Here is a 17,625-nt window from a genome sequence, read left to right as displayed (position 1 = left end):
TTACATTTACACGCAAGGAAAGAGCAAAGGCTGTGCCAGTATTTGTGTCACACGAGGGGGAAAGGAGAGCGGGCAAGGCGCAACGCCTCGCCCATTAAGGGATCAGCTATAAAGCAGTTCGTAGATATAAAAATATTCCGCATCCGATAACCGGATGGCATAGGCCTCTTCGATCGGCAGAAACGCAGATTTAATGACACTAAACGCGCGGGGATCCAGATTCGGTTTGTTTTCCAGCGCCATCTGTAACGGTTTACGGTTGATCACGATACGCTCAACCATGCAACAGCAGTGGATCAGGAAGCGTAGTGTCACCTGGCGACTGGGTTTGAGGGAAAGCGCAGTCGTCAGATGGTTAAGCACGCCCTCCATCTCTTTCAGAATGCGCTGCGGGTTGAGCACTGAAATATGATTGATGATGCTCTCCATGGTCAGCGCGCTGATAAAGCGCATCGCGCTGCGCTCCATCTCCAGACGGCGCTCGGCGCTGGAGAGATCCGGCGTCAGCAGGCTTAACACCAGCTCCGGCCCCTGCTCAGAGAACAGTTCTTCCAGCGAGATAAACGGAATATCCGGCAGTCCGGGCTGGAAAGTCCCGACAATCCCCGCCAGTCGCTCATTGGCATTCAGCGCCTGCTGGACACGTTCGAGACTGCGCACGTCGTTGTAATCGAGGATCACCATTCGCGTGTCCTGCGACATCAGTTCGCCGAAGCTCTCCTCGAGCACTTTTTTAATTTTTTCCGCCGTTCCCATGCCGGTAATGCAGGAGACGACCAGCACTTTGCCGCCGTTTTCCTGCTGCGGCGTACACAGCTGGCAGGGGATATTTTTGCTCTGCATCAGCGCCGCCAATTGAGGTAAATCGCTGGTTTCGTAGCTTAAATCCAGCCCAACCTCCAGCAGACTGGTCAGCGTGATGTTGGGCATCAGCAGTACGTCTATCTGAAATAACTTGCTGATCGTACTGCCGAAATGTACCAGTGAACCGATGTCGACCATCAGGATCAGCCGCTGATAGCGTTGGGTCTGAATAATCTGGGTCAGCGTTTCCAGCGTGTCATGTACCGACTGCTCAAACGGCATGTCGACTGCGCTGAACAGGTCGCGTTCCAGTACACGGTTAACATACTGCGCCATGCTGGTCGCGGTGGTCGCGCCGTGAGCGACCAGAATCACCCCGCAATCCGGACTGGCATCAATGCGCTGGCGGTAATGACGACACTCTTTCAGGAACAGGCACAGCCAGACCACTTCCGTCGCCGGGCACTGAATATGCAGCAGTTCATTAATTTTGCGGCACAGCAGCGTGGCGTTATCGTATTCATCTTTGCAGCGATCGAGGATCAGACTGGAAGAGTAGAGCTGGGGAATCAACCCGCGCTGGACGTAGCCAATCAGCGCCAGGAAGTGCTTGCGCAGCGGATTCACCAGGTTTTCCGGCAGCGTAAACGTAAGCACCTGTTCCACGCAGCCGATCAACAGCGTCACGCGTTCTTCGATTTGATCGCCATAACGCGGTGGATGCGCCACGCTATCGCGGCTGTAGAGGCCATATTCGAAAATCGAGCTGAGCTTGTTTTTCAGGATAGCCAGCGTTTCCGCCGGCGGGACATTACTGTTGCGCAGATTGACATATTCACGGGTCAGGAAGCTGTAAAACAGATCGCTCTCTTCGATTTCCGCCCCGGTCGCCAGCGACGTTTTCAGCGCCGGTAACGTGCGCGCATCAATGTTCAGCCGCTCTTTCCCTTCAAACAAGGCATCGACCAACAGGCGCTGTTCCGGCGTGGCGTGAAACGGTATCTCCGCCAGCCGTTTATCCAGTTGTAGTGTGTCATTATGTTCCGTCATTCCTGACGCCCACGCCTGGGCGCACAGGAACTGGATATCACTCTTCAACTGACCAATGTTGCCCTCCAGCGGTTTGTTCAACAGCCAGAGCAGTAGCGTTTTGTCGATGCTGACCGTGCGCTCGATTTTGCGACTTTCACGCTGCAGGAAACCAACAATCAGCTCCACTTGTTCTTCAATCGATCGCTGACGAATCCCCGGCAAATCGATGCTTACCTGAATGCGTCGCTGGAAGGTACGCAACAGCGACGAATTCGCCGGTTCCGTAGTGGCGCAAATCAGCCGTACCGAGATCGAACGCGCCTTACTGCTGTCCCCCAGCGGACGGTACTCACCCTTATCAAGAATAGAGAACAGTTTTTCCTGACCTTCATAGGGCAGACGGTGCACTTCATCGAGCAGTAAATAGCCGCCGTCTGCCTGCTCAACCAGACCGGGTTTATTCTCGTTCGCGCCGGTAAATGCCCCCTGACGATGGCCAAACAGGTGGGAAGAGAGCAGTTCCGGGTTATGGGCGTACTCGGCGCAGTTAAAGTAGACCAGCGGCGGTGGGGAACCGGCGGACTTTTCGCAGGCGAAGCGGTGCATCAGTTCGGCAAAAAAGGTTTTCCCCACGCCAGATGGGCCGGTCAGCAGCACGTGCAAACCCTGCGGATAGAGCACGGCGGCGCGGCCTTTTTCAACCGCATCGCGCAGGCTGCGGTCATAGCCAATCAGGCCGGTGAAAGGATCGTCGTCGCCCGTATTTTCCGTTTGCGGAAGCAGGTCAGCCACCGAGCGCACCTCGCGCTCGCTACTCTCCAGTTTGCGCCCCAGCAATGTCTCCAGCGTCTGGCGGTGCAGGAAGAACACCGGACGCCCCCGGCTTTTAATCGCCAGACCGTCATTCCACAGTTGGTTGAGATCTTTACTGACCGAGTTGCGCGCCAGCCCCAGGTTGAAGCCAATCGCCTCCGCAGTGAACGCCGTCTCCTGCGCCAAATCGGCACGATCCAGCCCACGCGTCAGCCTTTCAAGCTCTCCCAGTACGATCTCGATCCGTCTCATCTTTTTACCGCTTAAGAATTAAATGATTGTTCAGAACATACACTATTCTGCTATGCAAGAAAGTGAATCGGCGTCCAGACGTCACGGTGAATGCCTCCGGTCATCAAAATGTTTTCGATAAATAATGCCGGGCAGCCCCTTTTTCCGGGAAGTCCTCAAGGGTCAGTTGCAGTTGATAACCGTTCTTCTGGTAGAACGGCAGCGCCTGAAAACTCAGGGTATCGACCAGCGCATGGAGACAACCTCTTTCGCGAGCGGCGTGCTCTGCGGCCTGGATTAGTTGGCTACCGTAACCGCCTTTACGCAGGGATTCATGCATCCATAAAAAATCAATGCTCAACCATTCCCCTTTGATTTTGCCAATCAATCCCCCCCGGATTTTCTGCTGCTCGTCACGCCAGTAAACCGCCAGATCGCCAAAATTTCTCGTTTGCAGAAACTGAAAATTGTAAGCGCGCAATCCGGTGAGCAGTGCATTTTGATCGTCTTCGGTAACGGTATCGGTAATTTGTATCTGCATTCTATCCTCCTGAAAAAATACAACTTTTGGCTGAAGCCTTTTCCGACTTTCGCACGGGCTGCTGAGAGAGTCGTACACCATCTACACTTACTCTTGAAATAATGCGCATCGACTACAAGGATTATTACCATGAAACGAGCCGTTTTACCGATCATTGCCGCCCTTTTCTTGATGCCAACGCTGGCGCAGGCCGACTCGCCTTACGGCGCACTGCAATCCGTGCACGAAAAAAATACGATACTCAACGATTTACGCAAAATTTGTACGCCGCAAGGTTCGCCTTCAGACGAGGCGTGGGAAAAAACGATCATGGCGAATGAAGGCAATCAGCAGCACATCCGCGAGGCGGCGGTGGCGATGGAAAGGAACAATCAGAGCAACTACTGGGAAGCGCTCGGTAAGGTGGAATGCCCGGATATGTAGCGTGAAGCCTATGCCTCACGCCCGTTAATTAGCTTACCGCTGGCGAACATCCGGAATGATGAGGTCGCCGCGCAGCACATACGATCCCAACATGCTCTGCGTTTTTTCATTCAGCCAGCTGACAATCCGCGCCGCCATCGCATCCATGGAGTATTCGATTGCCGGGATGGTCGGGATCCCCGGCAGATGCAGCGAACCGGCGAGGCTGAAGATCATAATATCTTCCGGAACCGACTTATTAAACGCCTGCAATTGTGGGATCACCCGCTGAGCCTGCTGCTCATCCGCCACCAGCAGGGCGTTAAAGTTGAGCGTGGAGGCGTTATTCAACAACTCCTGTAGCGCGACCGAGGAAGAGGTGGCTTCCATAAACACCAGGTTACGGTTAAAGGGCAGGAAGTTCTTCTCCAGCGCGTGTTTGTAGCCAAGTAGCACCTGTTCGGAGAATCCCATCCCTTCAGGATGAATGAGGGCAATCTGCCGTCGATTCTGGCTAATCAGATAGTTACAGGCCGTTTCGGTGGCAAAGCTGTGGTCAAACTGAATACTGGTCACATCGTCGCCCGCTTCCAGGCAATCCACCAGAATGACGTTTTCCTGGCTGATATTCAGCGGGAAACGCGCCCCAATAATCAGCACATCGTCACACAGGCCACAACTTAATTCATCAAGGGCGCTCATTACTTCTGCTTTGGTGTTGGCAAAGCGGAGCAACAAATGCTTTTGGTGCTGGCTCAGATGTTTTTCCAGTGCGTAAAGGTAGCCCGTCGTCTGGTTAATGTTGTCCTGCGCGCAAATCACGCCAATGCAACCGGTGCTCTGGCTGAGTAATGACTGGGCAATCACATTCGGACGATAGTTCAGTTCATCCACCGCCTTTAACACGGCAAGACGACTGGCTTCCTTCACACCACGCGATCCGCTCAACACGCGCGACACCGTGGCTTTAGACACGCCAGCCAAACGCGATACATCGTTGATAGTAGACATCATTCTCCCCTGACAGAGCCTGCCTGGCTCCTTCAATCCTGAATTTAACATTGGCTCAAATAATCACCACACGCAGTATAGCTGTTTCCGTTTTTCATGGAAACCGATTTTCCGTTTCCACTCAAAAAGTATGAAATAGCACCAAAACCGTGAGCCAAATCCAAATAATTAGCCTTATAAGAATAAGATCTTGACGGTTGTCACAGTTCCGTTTGCTTCATATGGAAACCGGTTTCCGTATGATATCAAATCAGACTCGCAATAAGTTTTTACATTTTGAGGATGGTTAATAATGTTCAGGATTATGTTGTGTTGCTCTGCAGGGATGTCCACCAGTCTGCTGGTTCGTAAAATGGTCGAAGCCGCAGAAGAGCGGAAGCTGCCAGTCCAAATTGATGCATATGGCGTTTCCGAATTTGACATTCAGTTTCCAAATTACCAGGTGGTGCTGCTTGGCCCCCAGGTAAAATACATGCTTAACACGCTCTCAGAGAAGGCTGCCACCCAAAACATCCCCGTAAAAGCCATTGATATGCAGGATTACGGAATGCAACGCGGTGACAAGGTGCTGGATTTTGCTCTGTCGCTGATTGAAGCGGCACATTAGAAAGGTGTCATTATGAGTTCGTTATATCAGTCAATGGTTGCTGTCATAGAACAATCCATCACCCCTCTTGCCGGTAAACTGGGCCAGCAAAAGTATGTGATTGCGATTCGTGATGGTTTTACCGCGGCGCTGCCGTTTATGATCATCGGCTCGTTCATGCTGGTGTTTATTTTTCCGCCGTTCTCTGCCGAAACCACCAACAGCTTTGCCCGTGGCTGGCTCGATTTCTCCGCCACGTATCGTGAACAGTTGATGCTGCCGTTTAACCTCAGCATGGGCGTTATGACGTTCTTCATCTCTGTGGGCATTGGCGCCAGTCTGGGCCGTCAGTTTAATCTCGATCCAATCATGTCCGGCCTGCTGGCGTTTATGGCCTTTTTACTGGTCGCCGCCCCGTATGCCGACGGGAAAATCTCCACCCAGTACCTTTCCGGTCAGGGGATCTTTACCGCGCTGATCACCGCCATCTATGCCACGCGCGTTTATGCCTGGCTGAAGCAGCACAACATCACTATCCGTCTGCCGAAAGAGGTTCCGACCGGCGTCGCCCGTTCGTTTGAGATCCTCATTCCGGTTCTGGTGGTCATTGCGACGTTACACCCGCTGAACCTGTTTATTGAAGCGCAGACCGGCATGATCATTCCGCAGGCGATCATGCACCTGCTGGCGCCGTTGGTTTCCGCGTCTGACTCCCTGCCGGCGATTCTGCTTTCGGTCCTGATGTGCCAGATTTTCTGGTTTGCTGGTATTCACGGTTCGCTGATCGTCACAGGCATTATGAACCCATTCTGGATGGCCAACCTTTCCGCGAACCAGGCGGCGCTGGCAGCAGGCGCGGCATTGCCACACGTCTATTTACAAGGTTTCTGGGATCACTACCTGCTGATCGGCGGCGTGGGCTCGACTTTACCACTGGCCTTCCTGCTGCTGCGTAGTCGCGTTACCCATCTGCGGACGATCGGCAAAATGGGCATCGTCCCTAGCTTCTTCAACATTAATGAGCCTATTCTGTTCGGTGCGCCGATCATCATGAACCCGATGCTGTTTATCCCGTTCGTTTTCGTGCCCATGATCAACGCCGTACTGGCTTACACCGCAACCCGTTTGGGCTGGCTGGATCAGGTGGTGTCACTGACGCCGTGGACCACGCCCGCACCGATTGGCGCCTCCTGGGCGGCAAACTGGGCCTTTAGTCCGGTGGTGATGTGTCTGATCTGTATGGTGATGTCAGCGTTGATTTACCTCCCGTTCCTGCGCGCTTACGAACGTTCTCTGCTGAAGACAGAAGAACAAAAAGCCCAGGATGCCGTCTCCGTGGCGAACGCTGCCCGTAGCAACTCATAATGAATCAAGGAGTCAGAACAATGAGATACCGTTTTCCTGAAAACTTCTGGTGGGGCAGTGCCTGCTCAGCGCTGCAAACCGAAGGGGATAGCCTGAACGGCGGCAAAAGCCAGACCACATGGGATGTGTGGTTCGACCGCCAGCCAGGTCGTTTCCATCAGGGGGTTGGCCCGGCGAACACCTCAACCTTTTATCAGCACTGGAAACAGGACATCGCGCTGCTGAAGCAGTTGAAACATAACAGCTTCCGCACCTCGTTAAGCTGGTCGCGCCTGATTCCAGACGGCACGGGCGAGGTGAATCCAGAAGCGGTGGCGTTCTATAACAACGTTATCGACGAACTGCTGGCACAGGGTATCACGCCGTTTATCACGCTGTTTCACTTCGACATGCCGATGGTGATGCAGGAGAAAGGCGGCTGGGAAAACCGTGACGTCGTGGAAGCCTTTGGCCGCTACGCGCAGACGTGTTTCGAATTGTTCGGCAACCGCGTTAAGCACTGGTTCACCTTTAACGAGCCGATTGTGCCGGTAGAAGGCGGCTATCTGTATGACTTCCATTACCCCAACGTGGTGGATTTCAGACGCGCAGCCACCGTGGCGTATCACACCGTGCTGGCGCACTCGACGGCGGTTCGCGCTTATCGTGCGGGCAACAACGACGGCGAAATCGGTGTCGTGCTCAACCTGACGCCTTCTTATCCGCGCTCACAGCATCCGGCGGATGTGAAAGCCGCGCACCATGCGGATCTGCTGTTCAACCGCAGCTTCCTCGACCCGGTGCTGAAAGGGGAATATCCGGCGGATCTGGTGGCGTTACTGAAAGAGTACGATCAACTGCCCGCCTGCCAACCAGGTGACGCACAGCTGATTGCCGATGGCAAAATCGACCTGCTGGGCATTAATTACTATCAGCCCCGCCGCGTAAAATGCCGCGATACCGCCATCAATCTGAATGCGCCATTTATGCCGGAGTGGTTGTTTGATTATTATGAAATGCCAGGCCGTAAAATGAACCCTTACCGGGGCTGGGAAATTTATGAGCCGGGTATTTACGATATTATTACCAATCTGCGTGATAATTACGGCAACCCGCGCTGCTTTATTTCTGAAAACGGAATGGGTGTAGAAAACGAACAGCGATTTATTCAGAACGGGCAAATTAATGACAATTACCGTATTGAATTTGTCTCTGAACATCTTAAATGGCTACATAAAGGGATCAGTGAAGGCTGTCAGTGCCTTGGTTACCATATGTGGACCTTTATTGATAACTGGTCATGGCTCAACGGATATAAAAACCGCTATGGTTTTGTCCAGTTAGATTTAGACACGCAAAAACGTACGGTGAAAAAGAGCGGCGAGTGGTTCGCCAATACCGCCGAACATAACGGATTCGATTAAGAGATATTTACAATGATTGCATTAGAAGAAGCAGTAATGGAAATTATCGTCAATGCCGGACAGTCCCGCAGTCTGTGCTTCGAGGCGCTTCACGCTGCGCGCGCAGGCAACATTGACGAGGCGAAAAGCCTGCTTCGGGAGGCGGACGGTTACGCCCGTCAGGCCCACCACATGCAAACCAAATTGATCGAACAGGATGCCGGGGAAGCCCGGCAACCCATGACGTTAATTATGGTGCATGCGCAGGATCATTTAATGACATCGCTGCTAGCCCGCGAACTGTCAGAAGAAATTATTCATCTCTACCAACGTTAATTTAAATCTATACCCAATGGATTTCGAGTTGCGTCGAGGCGGCAAGAGAGTATTCCCTGGTGCTTACTCAACTAAGTGACTGGGGTGAACGAACGTAGCCAACAAAGAAACAGCTTGAAAGTCGAAGGGTAATAATAATAAACGGAGACGCTATTACGATTAAATAAACGCATTCTGTACCCGCACCTATAAATAACAGATCAACTTGTTTTGGTGATAGCGAATTACACCAAGGCGGGATGGTTATTATCTTAAAATAAATTAATGCGCACATCTCTTCAGAATGCTCAATGCAAACTGAAGGATAAAACGTAAATGAGATAACCATGAACATGATAAAAAAACTTCCATTAGCCATGGCGGTCGTGGCCGCGCTTTGCCCGATTTCTGTACTCGCACAGGAATTTACGCAGGAACAAATCGACGCCATTGTCGCCAAAGCCGTAGACAAAGCCCTTGCGGAACGTCAGGCGAAAATGGACGCTGCTGTGGCGAAAAAAACCGATGTGATTGTTGAGCCGCAAAGCGCCGCGCAGTCACCCGATATGGCCATCCCGTTCGGTGTGAAATTCAGCGGCTATGCGCGTTACGGCGCGCACTTCCAGAGCGGCGATCAGAAGTACGTCGGCGTGGACGGTTCCTATAACGGCGCGTCCGCCATTGGTCGTCTGGGTAACGAAGGCAACGGCGGCGAATTCCAGCTTTCCAAAGCATTCAAAGGCGACAACGGTGCGATCTGGGATATCAACGTGATGATCGACCACTGGGGCGACGAGGTGAACCTCAAAAAGGCCTACGCAGGGGTGACCAACGTTCTGGAATCCAACCCGAACGCCTATATCTGGGCGGGGCGCGACTTCCACCAGCGTCCGCAACAAGGGATCAACGACTACTTCTGGATGAACCACGACGGCCAGGGCGCCGGGGTGAAGAACTTCGATATTGGCGGCGTGCAGTTTGACGTGGCGACCGTGGCCGCCGTGGAATCGTGCAGCCCGGAAGTGATGGAAGATGAGGCCAACCCGTCACGCATCACCTGTACCGGCGGTTCCGGCACCGGTGACAAAGGCAACTACGCCGTGACCTCAAAAATCCACGGCATGAAACTCGGTCCGTTAGATCTGGAAATTTACGCCAACTACGGCTTTGACTCGAAAGCGGTCGATAGCGACGATCGCCTGAAGGCCTGGCAGGGCGCGTTTGTCGTCAGCCACACCAATGACAGCGGCGTCAACAAAGTGATCGCCCGTTACTCTGACAACTCCGACAACAGCGTCTACAACAAAACCGACGATCTGACGGCAATTTACGCCAGTTTCGAAGGGAGTCATAAATTCACGCAACAGGCGCAGGTTGAATACCTGTTGGCATTCCATGACTACGACAACAGCGCCGATCAGAGTGAAAATCGCAAGAACTATGGTGCTATTGTGCGTCCAATGTACTTCTGGAACGACGTGCACTCCACCTGGCTGGAAGCGGGCTATCAGCGTGTCGACTATGATAACGGCGGCGATAACAAAGGCTGGAAGCTGACGCTGTCGCAGAACATGTCGATTGCAATGGGGCCGGAGTTCCGCCCGATGCTGCGCTTCTACGTCACCGGCGGCAAAGTGGATAACGACCGCACCGCTCGCGTGAACGGCACGGATGACGAAACGCTGGACGATTTCAACGTCGGCGCGATGTGGGAAGCGTGGTTCTGATGAGCCATATCGCGTTATGCCGGATGGTGGCATAAATGCCTTATCCGGCCTACAGGTCTCCGTACCGTAGGTCGGATAAGCGCAGCGCCATTCGACAAACAGAGTGTGAGATCATTGCATACCCTTTATGCGAACTTTCGCTGCCACCAGAAGCGCCGTCAGCAGCATCAGGCTGCCGGAGAGCATCAGGGGCGACAGCAGGCCAAGGTTATCGAGTGCATAGCCTCCCACCGCGGCCCCACAGGTATTGGCAAGCTGGATCACGGCGACCTGGACGGATCCAGCCTTTTCTGCCTGATCGGCAAGCGACCGGGTAATCCATGTCGACCACCCCACCGGCACCAGCGCAAACGCCAGTCCCCAGATAATCGCAATACCCGCCGCCACAATCTTGTCGCTGCCCCACAACGTAAGCACCAACGCACTCAGCGCCAGTACCAGCGGCGCACCGGCTAATGCCAGCTTGACCGAGCGTTTAAGAATCACAGACGACAGCGAGGTGCCAACAAAACTGGCGATGCCAAAGCTCAGCAGCACCAGCGTCAGGCCATCGACATCAAAGCCCGCCAGATTCATATACACCGGGCGGATATAAGTGAAGAACGCAAACTGGCCGGCAAAGGACATAAAGATGGCGATCATCCCTGCCGCAACACCGGGACGATTCAACAAGCTGAACATGTTTTGCTTCTGATGAGAAGGCTCACCGGGCAGCGACGGCAGTGATTTCACCACCCAGACCATACACAGCACGCCCATCACCGCTGCGGCGTTAAAGACGTGACGCCAGCCAATAATGCCGCCTAAAAAACTGCCCAACGGCGCAGCAATCACCAGCGCGATAGAAACCGCGCCGAAAATCACTGACAGCGCTTTTGGCACGGTACGCGGCGGAACCAGGCGCATGGTCAGCGACGCCGACATCGCCCAGAATCCACCCAGCGCCAGTCCCAGACAGGCGCGTCCCACCAGCAATAACGCAAAGGAGTTGGCAAAAGAGACCAGCAGGCAGGAGAGGGTCAGTAACACGGAGAACAGAATCACCACATAACGACGATCCGTTGCCTGAATGATCTGCGTGATAAACAGGCTGGCAAACATGGCGACAAACGCGGTGACAGTCACCGACTGTCCGGCAACGCCTTCAGAAATCCCCAGGTCCTGCGCCATTGGCGTCAACAGACTGACAGGTAAAAATTCGACGGTAATCAGGCAAGCGACACAGAACGCCACGGCAAATACCGCCGACCAGTTCGGGCGGGCGACAACGTCAGCGCGGGTTTTTTCTTCGATACATTCACTCATTTATGCTACCTGCGTGGTGTTCTGGTGGGAAAGTCACGCAGTGTAACATTTAAATTGTGACGCATTTAACGTTTTGGCAACTATTTGTCCGATGGCTACACCTGCCTTACGCTTCACTTGCGTAACAACATTCGTATCCATATTGCTCTTAATGCAGCCAGTGCACGCCGTCTTCAGGCTGAAAAAAGGCGTTGTAGCGCATCTGGAAGGCGTTGATGTCCTGCATATCCGGATCAACCTCGCGTAAGAAACCGAGCGCCAGACGTACCTGCGCATCGGTGACTGGCGCAGCCAGCCTGGCCTTTTGCAGCAGGCGATGCCACTGCAACAGGTTCTGCTCGCTGCCGTCCACAATGACGCTCTGCCAGATCAACAAAACCTGAGCGGCATTTTGCAGATGTGACTCGTCGGGGCGATGGAGATACTGCATAAATGCCTCACCCTGCGCTTTTCCCATCTGATCGATCATCGATTCTACCGCCACCACATCAATATTCAGGCGCTCGCTCAAGCGGCGAATCGCCCGCCGGGATCCGGAAGTGAGTACCCGAAACCCGATAACAAACACCACCGCCAGTGTGGCCAGCATTATCCAGATCATGCGTTCTCCTGCTTTATCAGCGCTCATGATATCTGGAAACGGTCCGTGAATACTAATCCACCAGAATGATTTTCAGCGCAAAAAGCACCGCGACCACAACGACGCACAGGTTCAGTTCCCGCCAGCGTCCGGTAAACACTTTCATGATGCAGTACGACATAAAGCCAAGCGCGATCCCCACAGTAATGGAAAAACTAAAAGGCATCATCACCGTGGTGATAAACGCAGGAACCGATTCGGTTAAATCATCCCAGTTAACGCGGGAAAGGCTGGAGGTCATCAGCACACCGACAAAGATCAGCGCGCCTGCCGTTGCATAAGCGGGAACCATACTCACCAGCGGAGAAAAGAACATCACCAGCAGGAAGAGCACACCAACCACCACCGCCGTCAGGCCGGTACGCCCGCCAACCGCCACGCCCGAGGTACTCTCAATATAAGCCGTCACAGACGAGGTGCCGATAAACGCCCCGGCAACCGAGCTCACACTGTCGACATACAGTGCCCGCCTCATACCAGGAAACTTACCGTCGCTACCGATTAACCCGGCTTTATCCGTCACACCAATTAATGTTCCTGATGAATCAAACAAATTGATGAGCATGAACGAAAAGATAATCCCGGCCAGATTAAGCGATAAAGAACCACTTAAATCGACCTCACCCATCACTCCGCTAATACTGGGAGGCACAGAATAAATGCCGCTAAAATGGACATCACCGAAAAATAACCCACAGCAGGAGGTGACGACAATAGAGACCAGCACCGCAGCATGAAAATGACGTGATGACAGCACGGTAATAATAAAGAAACCTAAAATACCCAGTAATACGCTGTGGGAGCTTAAGTTACCAATGGTCACCAGGGTGTCTTTATTTGCAATAATGACGCCCGAATTTTTTAATCCCATCAACGCAATAAATAAACCAATACCGCTGGTGATGCCGATACGTAAATTAATCGGGATATTGGAAATCATCCAGTAACGGATGCGAAAAAGGGTGAGTAAAAATAGTCCGACCGCCCCCCAGAAGATAGCCCCCATTCCCGTTTGCCAGCTTACCCCCATTGCTCCCACCACCACAAAGGCAAAAAACGCGTTCAATCCCATCGCCGGCGCTAATGCAACGGGAAGGTTAGCGACGAGGCCCATCGCGATGCTGCCAATACCGGCGATGAGACACGTGGTGACAAACACCACTTTGGGGTCCATCTGCGCGGCCCCAAGTATTTGCGGGTTAACAAAAACAATGTACACCATGGTTAAAAACGTCGTCATCCCGGCAATCGTTTCGGTCCGCACGTCGGTGCCATGCTGGCGGAGTTTAAATAATCGCGAAAGGTGATTTGAATCATGCTGCACGTCATCACTGATATCATTATTCATTTTTCTCATCCATTTATGAAGATATAAGCAGGCCTCATTTAAAACATCTCCTGTCTTTAATTCAGTGATTGTAATCACAATGCAAATGCCCGTTAATCGATAAACTTAAAATAATTACCCGGTATTTCTTAATGATAAATAATAATCAAATTGATAAAATCAAAATGAGAAAAATATGAATAACAGCATAAGTCATAAATTTCATTATATTAGCCGCCAGGAACAGCAAGAATTGTTAGCCGTTGCACGCGGCGAAGCGGTTGCTGATTATATTATTGATAATGTCATCCTTCTCGATATTATCAATGGCGGAGAAATGACTGGCCCTATTGTGATCAAAGGGCGGCATATCGCGGGCATCGGGGCGGAGTATCGTGACGCTCCGGCATTACGGCGCATCGACGCCGACGGCGCAACGGCGGTACCCGGCTTTATCGACGCTCACCTGCACATTGAATCCAGCATGATGACGCCAGTGACCTTTGAAACCGCGACGCTGCCGCGCGGGCTCACCACCGTCGTGTGCGATCCTCATGAAATCGTCAATGTGATGGGCGAAAAAGGATTCTCCTGGTTTATCCGCTGCGCCGAACAGGCGAAGCAGAATCAGTATCTGCAGGTGAGTTCCTGCGTTCCCGCTCTGGAGGGATGTGATGTGAATGGCGCACATTTCTCCCTCGACCAGATGCTGGCCTGGCGCGATCACCCGCTGGTCGCCGGACTGGCCGAAGTGATGGATTACCCAGGCGTCATTGCCGGACAGGATGCGCTGCTCGACAAAATGGACGCCTTTCGCCATCTGACGCTGGACGGCCACTGCCCAGGAATGAGCGGTAAGGCGCTCAACGCCTACATCGCCGCCGGGATCGAGAATTGTCACGAGAGCTACACACTGGAGGAGGGGCGTCGCAAGTTGCAACGCGGAATGGCGCTGATGATCCGCGAAGGTTCCGCCGCCCGCAAACTCGACGCGCTGGCACCGCTGATCAACGCTTTTAACAGCCCACAGTGCCTGCTCTGTACCGACGATCGCAATCCCTGGGAAATTGCGCATGAAGGGCATATCGACGCCCTGATTCGCCGACTGATTTTACAGCATAACGTCCCGCTACACGTCGCTTATCGCGTCGCCAGTTGGTCTGCCGCTCATCATTTTGGCCTGCGCCATCTTGGCTTGCTGGCCCCCGGAAAACAGGCGGATATTGTTCTGCTCAGCGATGCCCGCAACGTGACGGTACAGCAGGTGTTTGTCAAAGGAGAACCCGTTGACACTGAACGTCTGAAAGCCGACGAACCGGCAAGGCTGGCGCAAACCGTTCCGCCGTATGGCAATACCATTGCGCGCCACCCCGTTTGCGCCAATGACTTCCCGCTGCATTTCACCCCCGGCAAACGCTATCGGGTGATCGATGTTATCCCTAACGAACTGGTGACAGGCGCCAGTGACTGCGAGTGCACCGCGGAGGGCTTCGATCGTCATGATATTTGCTATATCGCCGTGCTTGAACGCTACGGTCGCCAGTCGCCCCCGGCCTGTAGCTTATTAGGTGGATTCGGACTGCGTGAAGGCGCGCTGGCGGCCACGGTCAGCCATGACAGTCATAATATTGTGGTGATCGGTCGCAGCGCGGAAGAGATGGTTCTGGCTGTTAATCAGGTGATTGACGATGGCGGCGGGCTTTGCGTCGTTCGTAACGGCCAGGTGCAATGCCACTTGCCGCTGCCGATTGCCGGGTTAATGAGCGCCGACACCGCCGATTCGCTGGCGGAGCAGATCGATGCGCTAAAAGCAGCAGGTCGCGAATGTGGCTCTCTGCCCGACGAGCCGTTTATCCAGATGGCGTTTCTCTCCCTGCCGGTGATCCCCGCGCTAAAACTCACCAGCCAGGGGCTGTTTGACGGTGACACGTTTACCTTCACTTCCCAGGAGATCGCTGACTGATTAAGGGTCGCCTAACCAGAGAATATAAAAGGGGAACTAAATACTGAATCTCAAGTGCTTATACGTGCCTGCTGTGGTTCATGATACTCGTGTCGGGTGTCGTACATCCTGTCTCGTTACCCCACTGCTGCCCCGGTAGACGGATAAGCTGTTCCTGTTTTGCGGGTTATTCTCCCGCAGTCAGATTCTACGCACCACGCAACCAGGCCGTTAACGTCAATCAGTGCCAGCGGCAGGCCGCACTGTGCCAGCCACGCCAGATTGGCTTCGCTGAGTTCCCCGCATTGTAGCTCTGCTTCCAGTTTATCCACTAGCGCCACAAGTTTCGGCGAATACACTCCTCTCTGCTATGGTTTCTTCGCTCACGGTAGTTTATTCACAAAAGATATACAGCGTCACGAAAAGACCGAAGGAGGTACTCTATAATGACTATCTGTAAACTATACCACTACAGAGGAAAAAATCAGTCAAAATAACTTATTCAAACATAGTGGCATTACTGATGATTTAACAAAAATTCAGACTATCAGTCTTTGAGATTTATTGCATGAATGTCATCGTATACTATTTGAGAGATTTTATTTTTGCCGCTCTCCTTTATTATTATAAATAATTCATTTAATTCATAATTAGTATATGTAGAGTGATAAGATATGTTTATTTTATCTTCTCCAATTAACACCTTAACTTGATTGCTTTTCAATAAACGGCCAAAGCGATACTTACCAAGCATTGAGAAATTTTTATCCATAAGAGCAAAATAATCTGCTTTGGTCATTGAGTTTTTAAATTCTTTAGAAACCACATCGGCATAAATTCCATTAAAATCCTTTGAATTAAATTGCTCATGAAATGCCTCAACCACAAGGATTGCATCATGAGTGTTGTCATCACCACATCCTACCAGTGTAACAATGCTACATACTAATAACATCATAAAATAAACATAATATCTCATATCAATTCACTATGCATTTTGTATATTGCTGGCAAGTAATTATGCCACTAAACCCACCACCACCAACGCCACCACTGAGTGTTGTAGATATATGTACAGGATCTTCCTTTTTATTTAACTCAGACAAAATTGTTACCACACCATTGGCAACCAGCCCTACATCAGTGGTTCCCCCAATATAATTGGATGAACCAGATGATGACGGAGCATTAGTAGCAGTACCATAAAGTGACGCACCTCCAGCCGCTCCTATACCGAGCCCCTCGCAAGACATCATATATACGCAGAGATCTAAGCCTTTATCACCATTTCCGGTAAGCACTCCAGCGGAAACACTACCCCCTGTAATGCCATAAGCTGAAAGACCGCCATCTAAAGATATAGAAAATAGAGAGGGCGAATAATGTGGGCCGCTTAAATCCTTTAATGTCTGAATTCCTTCATCATATGAAATACGTCCTTCGGACACTGCATTTGGTACACTAACAACGCTATTTCCCCACGGGGTGTTATAGCTAGGAAAATCTATCAAGCCCAACGGTTCGATTCTATTCACAGGATTTAATGGATATTTATAACAATTCCATCCCCCCCATCAACCCTATCGGATCCTGCATAATATACCGCCTCTCTAACGGGTCTTAGCAACGTTGCCAGATATAATACAATCCGGTTGCCTTATCATGTAGCTTAGCTTTCAGCCGGATAAACTGTTGCAGGTTTTCCGGGTTATCCTTTATCAGTCGATTGCCCCATTCATCATATTCTGCACGTAATACCGCTTCGCCACTGCTGGCTCTATTCCTGAATGATGAATCGTCGATAAGACGGTTTATCATAGCAATAACAATCATAGTACAATCCTTCATCCCTACGACTAATTGGTCGGATGTTACCCTCCCCCTGATGGGTAATATTCATTAAGCAAATCCTCCAACATATCATTTTCTTTTTAAGCAGGAGGTAATAAAACCAACTCCGACTCCAATACATATAGTTATCGTACTGATAGCAAAATAAACACCACTGATAACTTTTAATCCTTCAATCCCAGAAAAATCACCATATGTTTCATTCCAAAATATAAATTGCATAAGCGTCATTAGACCGCCCAAAAATAATATATACAGGAAACTTATTAGCAATTTTCCTCTGATATTATAAAAATAAAGAAGATATGATGAAAAAGAATTCAATAACCAAAGGCATGTCAATAAACCATT

Annotated in this window: 17 protein-coding genes; 7 read left to right on the top strand and 10 right to left on the bottom strand. The window is 51.6% G+C overall.

Annotated elements, in window-relative coordinates:
• Positions 1-102: 102 nt before the first annotated feature.
• Both dagR and HVX64_RS00270 read right to left on the bottom strand, forming a co-directional pair.
• A complete protein-coding gene (gene dagR / locus HVX64_RS00275; RefSeq protein ID WP_044254535.1) occupies positions 103-2,901 on the bottom strand; it encodes a transcriptional regulator DagR in 2,799 nt (932 codons plus the stop codon).
• A 103-nt stretch (positions 2,902-3,004) separates the two neighbouring features.
• Complete coding sequence (locus HVX64_RS00270) at positions 3,005-3,421, bottom strand: GNAT family N-acetyltransferase (RefSeq protein WP_044254537.1); 417 nt, start codon at positions 3,419-3,421, stop codon at positions 3,005-3,007.
• A 129-nt stretch (positions 3,422-3,550) separates the two neighbouring features.
• On the opposite strand from HVX64_RS00270, the gene HVX64_RS00265 reads away from it, so the two are divergent.
• Positions 3,551-3,844 carry a YicS family protein gene (locus tag HVX64_RS00265; RefSeq protein ID WP_044254539.1) on the top strand — a complete coding sequence of 98 codons (294 nt, stop codon included), beginning with the start codon at positions 3,551-3,553 and terminating at the stop codon, positions 3,842-3,844.
• A gap of 33 nt (positions 3,845-3,877) precedes the next feature.
• On the opposite strand, the gene HVX64_RS00260 is transcribed toward HVX64_RS00265, so the two are convergent.
• Positions 3,878-4,834 (bottom strand): LacI family DNA-binding transcriptional regulator, encoded by a 957-nt coding sequence (locus tag HVX64_RS00260; RefSeq protein WP_042998691.1) that lies wholly within the window; start codon positions 4,832-4,834, stop codon positions 3,878-3,880.
• Between the two features lie 292 nt (positions 4,835-5,126).
• Between HVX64_RS00260 and HVX64_RS00255 the strand changes: the two genes are divergently transcribed.
• The 5 genes from HVX64_RS00255 to HVX64_RS00235 all read left to right on the top strand — a co-directional run bounded on the left by HVX64_RS00255 (position 5,127) and on the right by HVX64_RS00235 (position 10,209).
• Complete coding sequence (locus HVX64_RS00255) at positions 5,127-5,441, top strand: PTS sugar transporter subunit IIB (protein WP_042323435.1); 315 nt, start codon at positions 5,127-5,129, stop codon at positions 5,439-5,441.
• 12 nt (positions 5,442-5,453) lie between these two features.
• Positions 5,454-6,785: a PTS sugar transporter subunit IIC gene (locus tag HVX64_RS00250; protein ID WP_042998692.1), complete on the top strand. Its 1,332-nt coding sequence runs from the start codon at positions 5,454-5,456 to the stop codon at positions 6,783-6,785.
• A gap of 20 nt (positions 6,786-6,805) precedes the next feature.
• On the top strand, positions 6,806-8,188 hold the full coding sequence (locus tag HVX64_RS00245) for a glycoside hydrolase family 1 protein (RefSeq protein WP_044254542.1): 1,383 nt from the start codon (positions 6,806-6,808) through the stop codon (positions 8,186-8,188).
• A 12-nt stretch (positions 8,189-8,200) separates the two neighbouring features.
• Positions 8,201-8,503, top strand: coding sequence for a PTS lactose/cellobiose transporter subunit IIA (locus HVX64_RS00240; RefSeq protein WP_008786514.1), 303 nt, complete (start codon positions 8,201-8,203; stop codon positions 8,501-8,503).
• Between the two features lie 326 nt (positions 8,504-8,829).
• Positions 8,830-10,209 carry a carbohydrate porin gene (locus HVX64_RS00235; RefSeq protein ID WP_042998694.1) on the top strand — a complete coding sequence of 460 codons (1,380 nt, stop codon included), beginning with the start codon at positions 8,830-8,832 and terminating at the stop codon, positions 10,207-10,209.
• Between the two features lie 111 nt (positions 10,210-10,320).
• On the opposite strand, the gene nepI is transcribed toward HVX64_RS00235, so the two are convergent.
• The 3 genes from nepI to HVX64_RS00220 form a co-directional block, all read right to left on the bottom strand.
• Positions 10,321-11,514, bottom strand: coding sequence for a purine ribonucleoside efflux pump NepI (nepI, locus tag HVX64_RS00230; protein WP_044254545.1), 1,194 nt, complete (start codon positions 11,512-11,514; stop codon positions 10,321-10,323).
• A 148-nt stretch (positions 11,515-11,662) separates the two neighbouring features.
• Positions 11,663-12,115 (bottom strand): DUF1198 domain-containing protein, encoded by a 453-nt coding sequence (locus HVX64_RS00225; protein ID WP_044254547.1) that lies wholly within the window; start codon positions 12,113-12,115, stop codon positions 11,663-11,665.
• A gap of 52 nt (positions 12,116-12,167) precedes the next feature.
• Positions 12,168-13,502: an NCS2 family permease gene (locus tag HVX64_RS00220; RefSeq protein ID WP_181825206.1), complete on the bottom strand. Its 1,335-nt coding sequence runs from the start codon at positions 13,500-13,502 to the stop codon at positions 12,168-12,170.
• 175 nt (positions 13,503-13,677) lie between these two features.
• Between HVX64_RS00220 and adeD the strand changes: the two genes are divergently transcribed.
• The gene (gene adeD, locus HVX64_RS00215) at positions 13,678-15,444 is read left to right on the top strand and encodes an adenine deaminase (protein WP_181825205.1); all 1,767 of its coding nucleotides are present in this window, start codon (positions 13,678-13,680) and stop codon (positions 15,442-15,444) included.
• Between the two features lie 116 nt (positions 15,445-15,560).
• Here the strand turns inward: adeD and HVX64_RS00210 are convergent, their stop codons facing one another.
• From HVX64_RS00210 to HVX64_RS00195, 4 genes are all read right to left on the bottom strand, one after another.
• Complete coding sequence (locus HVX64_RS00210) at positions 15,561-15,755, bottom strand: hypothetical protein (protein WP_042998699.1); 195 nt, start codon at positions 15,753-15,755, stop codon at positions 15,561-15,563.
• A 215-nt stretch (positions 15,756-15,970) separates the two neighbouring features.
• On the bottom strand, positions 15,971-16,381 hold the full coding sequence (locus HVX64_RS00205; RefSeq protein ID WP_155985519.1) for a hypothetical protein: 411 nt from the start codon (positions 16,379-16,381) through the stop codon (positions 15,971-15,973).
• Between the two features lie 22 nt (positions 16,382-16,403).
• Positions 16,404-16,958, bottom strand: a complete 555-nt coding sequence (locus HVX64_RS00200; protein ID WP_156135234.1) for a hypothetical protein — start codon at positions 16,956-16,958, stop codon at positions 16,404-16,406.
• Positions 16,959-17,043: 85 nt separating this feature from the next.
• Complete coding sequence (locus HVX64_RS00195) at positions 17,044-17,256, bottom strand: hypothetical protein (RefSeq protein WP_052443883.1); 213 nt, start codon at positions 17,254-17,256, stop codon at positions 17,044-17,046.
• Between the last annotated feature and the right edge of the window lie 369 nt (positions 17,257-17,625).

The sequence above is a fragment of the Citrobacter sp. RHB20-C16 genome, assembly GCF_013890155.1.
In the GTDB taxonomy this organism is placed as follows: Bacteria; Pseudomonadota; Gammaproteobacteria; order Enterobacterales; family Enterobacteriaceae; genus Citrobacter_A; species Citrobacter_A amalonaticus.
This window is presented reverse-complemented; position numbering and strand designations above follow the sequence as displayed.